The organism is Rahnella sp. PAMC25617 (assembly GCF_050606005.1).
In the GTDB taxonomy this organism is placed as follows: Bacteria; Pseudomonadota; Gammaproteobacteria; order Enterobacterales; family Enterobacteriaceae; genus Rahnella; species Rahnella variigena.
Genome location: NZ_JBOCUM010000017.1, coordinates 59,054 through 71,427 on the forward strand (window position 1 = coordinate 59,054; position 12,374 = coordinate 71,427).

At 52.4% G+C, this 12,374-nt stretch carries 10 protein-coding genes; 5 read left to right on the forward strand and 5 right to left on the reverse strand.

Going from position 1 to position 12,374, the window contains the following annotated elements; all coding sequences use genetic code 11:
• Positions 1-36: 36 nt before the first annotated feature.
• Entirely contained in the window at positions 37-945 is a 909-nt protein-coding gene (locus ACM615_RS19495; protein WP_112288879.1) for a LysR family transcriptional regulator, read from the forward strand.
• Positions 946-1,009: 64 nt separating this feature from the next.
• On the opposite strand, the gene ettA is transcribed toward ACM615_RS19495, so the two are convergent.
• From ettA to ACM615_RS19510, 3 genes are all read right to left on the reverse strand, one after another.
• The gene (ettA, locus tag ACM615_RS19500) at positions 1,010-2,677 is read right to left on the reverse strand and encodes an energy-dependent translational throttle protein EttA (protein WP_112288878.1); all 1,668 of its coding nucleotides are present in this window, start codon (positions 2,675-2,677) and stop codon (positions 1,010-1,012) included.
• Positions 2,678-2,876: 199 nt separating this feature from the next.
• On the reverse strand, positions 2,877-3,557 hold the full coding sequence (gene rcsA, locus ACM615_RS19505; protein WP_431012367.1) for a transcriptional regulator RcsA: 681 nt from the start codon (positions 3,555-3,557) through the stop codon (positions 2,877-2,879).
• Between the two features lie 318 nt (positions 3,558-3,875).
• Positions 3,876-6,614, reverse strand: a complete 2,739-nt coding sequence (locus tag ACM615_RS19510) for a cation-transporting P-type ATPase (RefSeq protein WP_431012368.1) — start codon at positions 6,612-6,614, stop codon at positions 3,876-3,878.
• 594 nt (positions 6,615-7,208) lie between these two features.
• Between ACM615_RS19510 and sltY the strand changes: the two genes are divergently transcribed.
• Both sltY and trpR read left to right on the forward strand, forming a co-directional pair.
• Positions 7,209-9,128 carry a murein transglycosylase gene (gene sltY, locus ACM615_RS19515; protein ID WP_431012469.1) on the forward strand — a complete coding sequence of 640 codons (1,920 nt, stop codon included), beginning with the start codon at positions 7,209-7,211 and terminating at the stop codon, positions 9,126-9,128.
• 54 nt (positions 9,129-9,182) lie between these two features.
• Positions 9,183-9,518 carry a trp operon repressor gene (trpR, locus tag ACM615_RS19520; RefSeq protein ID WP_112288875.1) on the forward strand — a complete coding sequence of 112 codons (336 nt, stop codon included), beginning with the start codon at positions 9,183-9,185 and terminating at the stop codon, positions 9,516-9,518.
• 23 nt (positions 9,519-9,541) lie between these two features.
• Here the strand turns inward: trpR and yjjX are convergent, their stop codons facing one another.
• Positions 9,542-10,075 carry an inosine/xanthosine triphosphatase gene (gene yjjX / locus ACM615_RS19525; protein ID WP_112288874.1) on the reverse strand — a complete coding sequence of 178 codons (534 nt, stop codon included), beginning with the start codon at positions 10,073-10,075 and terminating at the stop codon, positions 9,542-9,544.
• A gap of 51 nt (positions 10,076-10,126) precedes the next feature.
• On the opposite strand from yjjX, the gene gpmB reads away from it, so the two are divergent.
• The gene (gene gpmB / locus ACM615_RS19530; RefSeq protein ID WP_113876304.1) at positions 10,127-10,774 is read left to right on the forward strand and encodes a 2,3-diphosphoglycerate-dependent phosphoglycerate mutase GpmB; all 648 of its coding nucleotides are present in this window, start codon (positions 10,127-10,129) and stop codon (positions 10,772-10,774) included.
• A 12-nt stretch (positions 10,775-10,786) separates the two neighbouring features.
• Here gpmB and robA read toward each other — a convergent pair whose 3' ends face one another.
• Positions 10,787-11,650, reverse strand: a complete 864-nt coding sequence (robA, locus tag ACM615_RS19535) for an MDR efflux pump AcrAB transcriptional activator RobA (RefSeq protein ID WP_095924588.1) — start codon at positions 11,648-11,650, stop codon at positions 10,787-10,789.
• Between the two features lie 208 nt (positions 11,651-11,858).
• On the opposite strand from robA, the gene creA reads away from it, so the two are divergent.
• Positions 11,859-12,341 carry a protein CreA gene (creA, locus tag ACM615_RS19540; RefSeq protein WP_113876305.1) on the forward strand — a complete coding sequence of 161 codons (483 nt, stop codon included), beginning with the start codon at positions 11,859-11,861 and terminating at the stop codon, positions 12,339-12,341.
• Positions 12,342-12,374: the final 33 nt, after the last annotated feature.

Sequence of the window (12,374 nt, forward strand, 5' to 3'; positions counted from 1 at the left end):
AATAACTAACAAAGTGTTCGGCTGAGGTGAACAATCATGTTTAAACAGTTGCAGGATATGGCGCTCTTTGCGCTGGTGGCGGAATGCGGCAGCTTCACGCAGGCTGCCAGCCGGGCCGGATTACCCAAATCCAGCGTCAGTCAGCGTATCAGCCAGCTGGAGAAATCCATCGGCCTGCGGTTGCTGAACCGCACGACGCGGCAGCTGAACCTGACCTTTGCCGGAGAACGCTATCTGATCCACTGTCAGGAAATGATGCAGGCCAGCGAACGGGCTGAACTGGCCATCCGCCGTTTGCGCGATAACCCGAGCGGACGTTTGCGGATCACCAGTCCCGCCGGTCTGGGGGCAACGTTGCTGGCACGGGTGAATGTTGAATTTCAGAAACGCTATCCCGATGTGTCGCTGGAAGTGTCAGTTTCCGATGCGATGGTGGATCTGGTGCAGGAAGGTTTTGATATCGCGCTGCGTACCGGTAAACCGCAGGATTCCTCGCTGATTGGTCGTGAACTGGGGCACAGTCCGCGTTATCTGCTGGCGTCACCGGCGTATCTGGCGCAACATCCGGCGATTGAAACGCCGCAACAGCTTGCATCGCATCACTGCATTGCGCACCGGGCCTGGTCGGAATGGGTGTTGCATCATGGCGAAACCTATCACCGCTGGCTGTTGCCTTCCGCGCATACTACCGACAATCTGCTGTATGCGCGGGAATGCGCGCTGGCGGGCGCAGGCATCACGCTGTTACCGGCCTTTTTATGTCACGGCGAAGTGGCAAATGGCACGCTGGTGCGCGTGTTGCCAGAATGGGAAGCCGAGGGCAATGATCTGTATCTGGTCTATCCGGGGCGGAAACTGAATTCGCCGGCGCTGGCCTGTTTCATTGCGTTTATGCTGGAAGAGTATGGTTTTGCGAAGAGCTACAGCGAGGCGCTGGCGGGATAAATTTCAGGGAATGGCAGCCATAAAAAAGGCCCGTTTCCGGGCCTTAGCGATTTTATAAAGACGATTACTTGATCATCTTTTTGTACTTGATGCGCTTCGGCTCTAACGCTTCGGCACCTAAAGTACGTTTTTTGTATTCTTCGTATTCGGTGAAGTTACCTTCGAAGAATTCGACTTTACCTTCATCCTGATAATCGAGGATGTGGGTCGCGATACGGTCGAGGAACCAGCGGTCATGGGAAATGACCATTGCGCAGCCCGGGAACTCCAGTAAGGCGTTTTCCAGTGCGCGCAGGGTTTCGATGTCGAGGTCGTTGGTCGGTTCATCGAGCAGCAACATGTTACCGCCGACCTGCAGCAGTTTTGCCAGATGCAGACGGCCACGCTCACCACCGGACAACTCGCCTACGCGTTTGCCCTGATCGACACCTTTGAAGTTGAAGCGGCCGACGTAAGCACGGCTTGGCATTTCAGTGGTGCCGATGCGCATGATGTCCTGACCACCGGATACTTCTTCCCACACGGTTTTGCTGTTGTCCATCGAATCACGGAACTGATCCACAGACGCCAGTTTCACGGTGTCGCCCAGCTCGATAGTGCCGCCGTTGGCTTCTTCCTGACCCGACATCATGCGGAACAGGGTTGATTTACCGGCGCCGTTCGGGCCGATAATGCCAACGATAGCGCCTTTCGGCACGGAGAAGGACAGGTCGTCGATCAGAACGCGATCACCATAAGACTTGCTCAGGTTTTTCACTTCGACAACTTTGTCGCCCAGGCGTGGACCTGGTGGAATGAACAGTTCGTTGGTTTCGTTACGTTTCTGGTATTCGGTGTTGTTCAGCTCTTCAAAGCGCGCCAGACGTGCCTTGCCTTTAGACTGACGGCCTTTTGCACCCTGACGAACCCACTCAAGCTCTTTCTCAATAGACTTACGACGGGCCGCTTCAGAAGAAGCTTCCTGCGCCAGACGTTCATCTTTTTGTTCCAGCCAGGTGGAGTAGTTACCTTCCCACGGAATACCTTCACCGCGGTCAAGCTCAAGGATCCAACCGGCAACGTTATCGAGGAAGTAACGGTCATGGGTAATCGCCACAACGGTACCTTCGAAGTCGTGCAGGAAGCGTTCCAGCCATGCCACGGATTCTGCATCCAGGTGGTTGGTCGGTTCGTCGAGCAGCAGCATGTCTGGTTTTTCCAGCAGCAGGCGGCACAGTGCCACACGGCGGCGTTCACCACCGGACAGCGTGGCGACTTTTGCATCCCAGTCTGGCAGACGCAGTGCATCAGCAGCACGTTCAAGCTGGCTGTTCAGGTTATGGCCATCATGCGCCTGAATGATCTCTTCCAGTCTGCCCTGTTCAGCGGCCAGTTTGTCGAAATCAGCTTCCGGCTCTGCGTACAGCGCATAGACTTCATCAAGACGTTTTAACGCGCCGACGACTTCAGAAACGGCTTCTTCCACGGACTCACGCACGGTGTGTTCCATGTTCAGCTGAGGTTCCTGCGGCAGATAACCGATTTTCAGATCAGGCTGCGGACGTGCTTCACCTTCGATGTCGGTATCGATACCGGCCATGATGCGCAGCAGGGTGGATTTACCTGAACCGTTCAGACCCAGAACACCGATTTTGGCACCAGGGAAGAAACTCAGGGAGATGTTCTTAAGAATATGACGCTTCGGCGGAACAACTTTGCCGAGGCGATGCATGGAATATACGTATTGAGCCACGTTGTTTTGAGCCTCTTTCTGCGGGCCGCGCGCTTTCTGCGAAGGGCAGGCGCTGCGGCATAGTAAGCAGCCCCGCCTGACTGCGGCATGACTGATAAGGGTTCCGACTGCGAAGTTTAGCGTGTTTCAGTCGTGTACCCAACCATCAGGTTCACAGTAAGGCAAGAATGTTGCCGGCTGCGGACAGGAGAGGAGGCTTTCAGCCGAAAGGGATAGTGAACTCATCCGGTTCACTCGCCGGACGTAATGGCTGGACGCGCCCCACAAACATGCCGGAAGTCAGGATGTCGGTGAGCTTAACAACATGATATATCGCCTGTTTATTTTGTGTCTTCACCTTACGTTTGATATTACCTTTGTGTGAAGCCACGGTTTTCTGTTTGATATTGAGATGTTCGGAAATGATTTGCGTATTCAGTCCTGACATCCACATTTTCAGAATGCTCGATTCCGTCCGGCTCAGGCTGACCGGCGTAAGATCCAGTGATTGTTCCGTTTCACCCGCACGCGAGAGCTGCAGGTTGTGGGAGATCAGCTGATAAATCGTGGTCGTCCTGACAGATTTCGACAAAATGATGATGTTTTTGCGGATCGGCACATAGTTCTGATAATTGAGATTCTCTCTGGAGATAAAGACAAAGAAAAGCGTGCCGGGATGCGCATCGATCACTGCCCTGAGGGCGTGACCGGAAGGCGCATCAGACGTAAAACAATCTTCATTCACAAAGATGATTTCAGGCGTCAGGGAATTGCATGTGGCTTGCAGTTCGTTGATGTCCTTGAGCGAAAGAATATCTTTCTGGTGTTGTCCGTTAAGTTGCAAGAGCGAATGCAATGCCAGCTGTGTGTAAAAACACTTATCTACAATGAGCGATGACATTGGGTTTACCTGTTTTTGGCCTCTGTATGACTGCAGTGCAGAGAAGCTCGTTTTTATAAAAGTGACCGTACAGCGATAGGGCATTCCCGTGAAAGTTGCCGGTCGCCGGCAAAACTAACATTGCTGTGTAAAGGGATACCCCTGGCGAGAGTAATAAAGCGGTAAGAGATTGATGTAAATCAGCAGAATGGGTTTTGGAACGTTTTGTGAGATCTTTGAGACGAATTGAGAGCGGAAAAGAGTAAAGTTTCAGAATTGTGACGTTTTTTATCGTAAAACGCCGGGCTACAGAAGGTAACCCGGCATAAGGATAAATCGTCAGACTTTCTTGCGGATGAAGCGGTTAACCAGCCATTTCTCGATTTCGACAATCACGAAGATCATCGCACCGACCACCAGCGTGATGCCCCAGAATTTCAGCGGCATCGGCACGGTGCCGAACAACTGGTTCATGACTGGCAGATAAATCAGCGCCAGTTGCAGTACCAGTAATACGCCGGAAACAATCCACAATCCTTTGTTAACGAACACTTCGCGGGTCAGCGGGAAGCGGTCCATCACGCGGCAGTTAAACATATATACCCACTGCGCGGTAACCAGCGTCTGTAACAGCACGGTGCGGATTAAATCGCTGCTGTAGCCGCGCGGCTGCATCCAGGCTTCAAGAACGAAGGCGCTGCAGGCAATCAAAATACCGACGAAAGCGATACGCCAGACGGCATGCAGGTCCAGTACGTGCTGGCCTGGTGCGCGAGGACGGCGACGCATCATGCCTTTCTCACCCGGCTCGAAGGCCAGACCGAACGACAGCGTGGTGGAGGTCGCCATGTTCATCCATAAGATCTGCACCGGCGTCAGCGGGATCACCGCACCGGCCAGAATCGCCAGGATAATCAGCAGCCCCTGCGCGAGGTTAGTCGGCAGAATAAACAGAATCGTTTTCTTCAGGTTGTCGTAAACGCGACGTCCTTCTTTTACTGCACTGGCGATGGTCGCGAAGTTGTCATCGGTCAGAACCATGTCTGCGGCTTCTTTGGTGACTTCGGTGCCTTTGATACCCATTGCGATACCGACGTCGGCCTGTTTCAGCGCTGGCGCGTCATTCACGCCATCGCCGGTCATCCCGACTACTTCGCCGTTTTCCTGCAAGGCTTTGACCAGACGCAATTTATGCTCAGGGCTGGTACGGGCAAAAATATCGTACTGGCTGGCAGCGACGGCCAGTTCAGCGTCATCCATATGCTCAAGCTGGTAACCGGTGATGGAGTCACCGCTGTTGCCGATGCCTAACATTTTGCCGATAGCCATCGCGGTTTCCTGATGGTCACCGGTGATCATCTTCACGCGGATCCCAGCCTGCTGACACTGTGCAATTGCATCAATGGCTTCAGGGCGTGGCGGATCCATCATGGCAGCAATCCCGGTGAACACCAGTCCTTCCTGCAGGTGGTCATGGTTCAGATCGCCTGCAATTTCCGGCTCATCTTTGATAGCCGCAGCCACCATGCGCAGACCCTGACGGGCATAGCGCGCCATCTCTTCTTCCCAGTACTCGCGGCGGAAAGGCTGAACGCCGTTTTCGGTCAGCTCAAGCTTGGCTAAGGAGAACAAAACATCCGGTGCGCCGGTCACAAACAACTGGGTTTTGCCGCCGATGCGCTGCAAGGTCGCCATGTATTTATGTTTGGAATCAAACGGGATTTTATCCAGAGATTCAACCTGACCGGTATGCAGACTGGCTTTCGCTGCCAGCACTTTCAGTGCGCCGGACGTCGGCCCGCCGGTAATTCCCCAGTGGCCTCTTTCGTCCTGCATCAGCTGGCTGTCGTTACAGATATCCACGGCAGTGATGAAGGTGTTGAGCACCGGCATACTGATGACATCCACCTGGCGCTGCGTGTGGGCATCCACGATGCGGCCTTTCGGCTGGTAGCTTTCCCCTTCCACATCGTAAGCACGGTCTGCCAGAATCACCGCTTTCACAGTCATTTCATTCATGGTCAGCGTGCCGGTTTTATCCGAGCAAATGACGGTCATTGAGCCCAGCGTTTCGACGGTCGGCAGTTTGCGGATAATGGCATGATTACGCGCCATCGACTGCACGCCCAGCGACAGAATAATCGAGATAATTGCCGGTAAACCTTCCGGAACCGATGCGACAGCCAGACTGATCAGCGACAGCAGCAGTTCGCCCAGCGGCATATCACGCAGGATAAAAGCGAACACAAACAGGAAAGCCATCATCAGCAGGATCAGCGCGAAGATGCCTTTACCCAGTTTGTCGATTTGCTGCAACAGCGGAGTACGCTGCGCTTTAATCGCTGACATCATCTGGCTGATGTGGCCCAGCTCTGTGTCCTGACCGGTGGCATAAACCACACCGGTGGCGGTGCCGCCGCTGATCATGGTGCCGGAGAACAGCAAGTTGTGGCGATCGCCGATCATGACTTCATCGTCGATGACCTGAGCGTTTTTGATGACGACGGTGGATTCGCCGGTGAGGATAGCTTCTTCGACCTGCAGGTTATGCGCGCTGACGATACGGATGTCTGCCGGGATTTTGTCACCGGGACGCAGTTGCACGATATCGCCGGGCACCAGCTGGTCGGCATTAATGGTTTGAACTTGTCCGTCACGCATCACTACGGCCTGACTGGACAGCATGTTTTGAATACTTTTCAGTGATTTTTCGGCGCTATTTTCCTGCAGAAAACCAATCAGCGCATTGATCACCGCTACGCCCAGGATGACAAAGGTATCGACCCAGTGTCCCATAGCACCGGTCACGACGGCGGCGGCGAGCAGGATGTAAATCAGGACATCATTGAAGTGCGCCAGAAAACGCATCAGGGCACTTTTGGATTGTTTTTCCGGTAATGAGTTCGGGCCATATTTATTCAGGCGCTCGCTGGCTTCCTGCCGCGTCAGGCCATTTTCGCCGGTTTCAAGGCGCTGCATAGCGTCGTTACTACTAATCTGATACCAGTTTTTGTTTTCTGCTGCGGCAGAGGAAGAAGGGCTAGCATTCGTTTTTACCGATGAAGTTGAATGAGTCATATACTTTTCCATAAGCGAAGAACTGGGCTGTTATTAATATTTCAATCCTGACGGCGAAATAGCGAATATCAATTAATCAATTTTACAATAGGGAGTAATCATAATTAATTGAGCGTAAATAAATTTGATCTGAGCCAATAAATACTTTTTGTAGCTAATTAAATAATTAAAACCATTAAAAAACATTGGCTTGTGTGGATTAGGAATTTGCGTATTATTCCCATTTTATTTAACGTTTGTTTAGGAAGTGGTTGTCTGGGTAAATTGATGTAAATAAAGCTGAGTTTTGTCAGTGTGGCTATTTAATTTCGAATTGTAAGGCTGCTATCTATTTGTAATTAACAGGTGAATACCCGTTAATTATCTGCGGGTATAATGTCCGCTCAAATTATTCCTGCCGCGATGTTCTGTGACAGAAAATAGATCTGCCGCCGTCTGGTAAGTGCCGGACGCTTGCACCACACTGTGTAAAGTTTGTGATGCTGTCTCCGCATCGCTTCAATTTTAAAAATGAATCGATTAGCGTAGTAGCTGTCTACACAATGCAGAACAGTTTCGGCACAACCCGCGAGGATAAAGGTAAGTATGGTCAAGGTGGACAAATGGCATTCTCTGGCACTGAGCGTGCTGCTGGTAACAGCATCGGGCGTGGCGAAAGCGGACTCGCTGGACGCACAGCGCCAGCACTATATGCAGATTAAACAGGCATGGGATAACAATCAGATGGACGTTGTCAGCCAGCTGATGCCGACGCTGGAAGACTATCCTCTTTATCCTTATCTGGAATACCGGCAGCTGACGCAGGAACTGGGGGACGCGACACCGGCGCAGGTGAACGCATTTGTGAAAGCGAACCCGACATTGCCGCCTGCGCGTTCTTTGCCAGCCCGCTTTGTCAATGAACTGGCGCGCCGTCAGGACTGGAACAGTTTGCTTTCATTCAGCCCGCAACCACCGAAACCGGTGGCGGCGCGCTGTAACTACTATTACGCCAAATGGGCGACCGGCGATCAGAAAACCGCGTTTGATGGTGCGAAAGACATCTGGCTGACCGGCACATCACTGCCGAATACCTGCGATAAATTGTTCTCAGTCTGGCAGGGCGCAGGCAATCAGACCGCGCTGACGACGCTGCAGCGTATTGGTCTGGCGATGAAAGCGGGTAACACCAGTCTGGTCAGTTATCTGGCAAAGCAGTTGCCGCCGGATTATCAGACCATGCGCGATGCGCTTGTCGATCTGCAAAATAATCCCAATACACTCGAAAGCTTTGCGCGCAATGTCGGTCCGACTGATTTTACCCGTAACGCGACCAGCATTACCTTCGCGCGCATTGCCCGTGATGATTCCGAGAATGCCCGTTCGATGATCCCGGTGCTTGTGCGCTTGCAGAAGATGAGTGACAGCGACCGGCTCGAACTGGAAGAAGCCGTTGCCTGGCGTTATATGGGCAGCGACGCTACACCGGAACAGGCCGCCTGGCGCGATAACGTCATTTTGCGCAGCCATTCCACCACGCTTGTTGAGCGGCGTATCCGTATGGCACTGGCTGCGGGTGACCGTCAGGGGCTGAACCAGTGGCTGCAACGCTTGCCGTCGGATGCCCTGCAGGAAGATGAATGGCAGTACTGGCGTGCGTCAGTGATGATTGACAACGGTCAGCGCTCGCAGGGTGAAGCGATGCTGCGCACGTTAATGAAAGGCCGCGGATTCTATCCGATGGCAGCGGCGCAAAAGCTGAACGTGACTTATCCGATGCAGATTTCTGTCGCGGCTAAGCCAGATGCAAGTATTGCAAAATTGCCGGAAGTGGCGCGTGTGCGTGAGCTGATGTACTGGCAGATGGACAATCTGGCGCGTACCGAATGGAGTTATCTGGTCAGCAGCCGCACGGAATCGCAGCAGTCGGCGCTGGCGCGTTATGCGTTCGAGCAAAAATGGCCGGATCTCAGCGTGCAGGCCACCATTACCGGCAAGCTGTGGGATTATCTCGAAGAGCGTTTCCCGCTGGCGTGGCCGGATGAATTCCGTCGTGCGACCAACGATAAAGGCATCACGCAAAGTTACGCGATGGCGATTGCCCGTCAGGAAAGTGCGTGGAATCCGAAAGCCCGTTCGCCGGTGGGCGCTGCCGGTCTGATGCAGGTGATGCCTGCGACTGCGCAACATACCGTCGATATGTTTGGGTTGCAGGGCTACAGCAATCCGGGGCAATTACTGGATCCGCAGATGAACATAACGATCGGCACCAGTTATCTGGAATATGTCTATCAGATGTTTGGGCGCAACCGTATTTTGTCCAGCGCGGCATATAACGCCGGGCCTTCACGCGTAAATACCTGGTTAGGTAACAGCGCGGGCAGGGTGGATTCGGTGGCGTTTATCGAGAGTATCCCTTTCTCTGAAACTCGTCGATATGTTAAAAATGTGTTGGCATATGATGCGTTTTATCGCTATTTTTTACATCAACCCGCCAAGATTTTGACGGATGCCGAATGGCAGAGGCGTTACTGATCCATCGTCGTTTATGGTAAGCTGCTGTACTAGTTTAATAGTATGGCAGCCATCATGACTCAACGACCAATCAATGACCCTGCTCTTTCCCAACAAGGCAATGAGGACTGGCAATGCTTTCTGGCATTGCTGCAGCATTCTTTTGCTGAAAATCTGCATCAGGATTTGTTGCAACTGCTGCTTACGCCCGACGAACGTGCGGCGCTGGGTACGCGGGTGCGGATTATTCAGGAACTGATGCGCGGAGAGTTGAGTCAGCGTGAGCTGAAAAGCCAGCTGGGAGCGGGTATCGCCACGATAACACGTGGTTCGAATGGCCTGAAAACGGCACCGGCGGAGCTTAAGGAATGGCTGAGTGAGCACCTGCTGACAGACAAAACGGACGACTGAAGCGTCCGTTATCGTCTGATATTTTAGTGTGTTTGGGTTCTGACCTGATACACCGAATTATGAAAAGGCGCTAAAGCCAGTACCAGCGCCTGATGATAAACGCTGGTGCGGGTCAATTTTCCTGCTGTAAAGACTCCGATCGCGCCGCCTTTACGTTTTACTTCTGTGATACCCGTCAGTTTTTCCATCTCATCTCCCAGTTCGCTGCCCTGGTTAATTCCTTGTAAAATAATTTCAGGTAACATCAGGCTCGCTGAACGGGATTCACCACGCTGGTGCATATTCTCAATCACCATCCAGGCGAAGGTCATATTGTCTTCGATACCCGCTTCCACGCCGACCCAGAAGTCTGCCTCGGGGCGAACCTGGCGGGCGCCGATAACGCGATGGCGCGCACCGGTACGGGTTTCATTACTGCCGATAGGTTGACTGGGAACACCACTGTCGACGTCAACGCCTTCAATGCGGAATGCCTCAGCGCCGAAAATGTCTTCAAAAGCCATGGCGATAGCTTTGATCTTTGCCGGGTTAGTGGTTGCAGCGACAACATGGTACATAGAGTTTTAGCATCCTTTAGCAAATTTCACGCAGTATAACGGAAAACACTCATGTTACAGGTATATCTCGTCCGTCACGGCGAAACAGAATGGAACGCCGCACGCCGTATTCAGGGGCAATCAGACAGCCCGCTGACGGCCAAAGGTCTTTATCAGGCGCGTCAGGTTGCTGAGCGTGTGCGTAATGAAGGGATCACCCACGTCATCACCAGTGACTTAGGACGTACCCGCCATACGGCGCAGATTATCGCTGATGCCTGCGGGTGTGAAGTGATCAATGAGCCGCGTTTGCGCGAATTACATATGGGCGTGCTGGAAGAACGTATTCTGGACGGCCTGACAGAGCAGGAAGAAGTATGGCGTAAGCAGATGGTCGATGGTTCACCGAAAGGGCGTATTCCTGAAGGTGAAACGATGACGGAACTGGCTGAGCGTATGCGTGCAGCACTCGACAGCTGTCTGGATTTGCCGGAAGGCAGTAAGCCTTTGCTGGTCAGTCACGGTATTGCACTGGGTTGCCTGATCAGTACCATCCTCGGGCTGCCTGCTTATGCGGAACGTCGTCTGCGTCTGCGTAACTGTTCTTTATCGCGTGTCGATCACCAGCAAAGTGCATGGCTGGCTAATGGCTGGATTGTGGAAACAGCGGGCGATGTATCACATCTGGAACTGCCCGCGTTAGACGAGTTGCAACGCTAACGCCAGAAGGCGTTAGCGGCGGATTGGGATCAGGTAATCACACTGTAGTTCGGTTGGCGTAGTGCCCGGGGCACGGCCATTCGTGTAAAAGCGTTCGATATCCTGTCCCTTTCTGCGGGTCAGTTTCAATGTCGGCAGACAGGTGCTGTACAGCGTCAGAATAAACTCCTGCAAATGCTCCGGCGTGCCATTGTAGTGGAACATGGCATATTCGCCGTGCTGCAACACAATCGGCTGACCTTCAACGTTTTCCGGCAGGTGCTGAGCTTCCAGCGCGGTCGTGTACAATACTTCCTGCTCGTCATCTTTTTCCTGGCTTGGACGCGAATGGTGCAGGCCATAAAGTATTGGTGGCAGCGTTTTTGCTTCACCAATATATTGACGCCAGAAATGACGACGCATCTCGTTTCGATACGTGGTGATTTGCTCCAGCGTACAGGCGTAACTCTGCGTCATCCCGACCAGATGCTGTTCCGGCAGTGAGATATATTCCGGCTGCGGCAGAATAAAAGCGCCCAGACGGATTGGCGGACAAATCCCAAACGAATGCCAGTCTTCAGCACGACGATACAGTGCCGGTGTTTGCGCAAATTGTTTTTTGAATGCCCGGGTAAATGTTTGTTGAGAATCAAAACGATACTGAAGGGCGATATCTAAAATCGGGCGACTGGTGAGGCGCAAGGCAACGGCCGCTTTCGACAAACGGCGGGCACGAATATAAGCGCCAATGGCATTATTAGTGACATCTTTAAACATGCGCTGCAGGTGCCACTTGGAATAGCCGGCCTTGGCTGCGACATTGTCGAGTGACAAGGGCTGGTCTAAATGGGTTTCTAACCAGCTAAGAAGGTCACGAATGATTCCTGCTTGATCCATAGATCGTCCTCGTTGAACTAAGATAAATGCACAGAATGATGGGCGGCATAATAGCAACTTTTTACCGATAAGACTTCCTAAGATTTTTTTGGCTATCTGTGCTATTTGCCTGTGTTACAGAGTATTTCATTCCGAAAGTGTGAATACACGCTTTCCCCGCAGGGTTTCTTTGCAAAACAACGTCATGCTGATGACGTGGAGTAACTTAATGAATAGATGTTGGATTTTTGTTTTTTCGATGTTTGCTTTTTGTTCTTCAGCGGTACATGCAGAGCAGGTGGGTTCGGTCGATACCGTCTTCAAACTCTTCGGTCCCGACCATAAAATTGTCGTCGAGGCCTTTGATGATCCTGATATTAAAAATGTAACTTGTTATATCAGTCGTGCGAAAACCGGTGGCATCAAGGGCGGTTTAGGGCTGGCAGAAGATACCGCTGATGCCGCGATTTCCTGTCAGCAGGTGGGCCCGATTGAGTTGAGCGACAAGATTAAGCAAGGCAAAGACAAAGGAACGGTTGTTTTTCAGAAACGCACATCGCTGGTGTTTAAAAAGCTGCAGGTGGTCCGTTTTTATGACGCGAATCGCAACGCACTTATTTATCTGAGCTACTCCGATAAAGTGGTGGATGGTTCACCGAAAAATGCACTGAGCGCGGTACCGATTATTCCGTGGGCGCACACCGCTCCGTGAGTTCTCAGCACTGCGCAAAAAACAAAAGGCCAG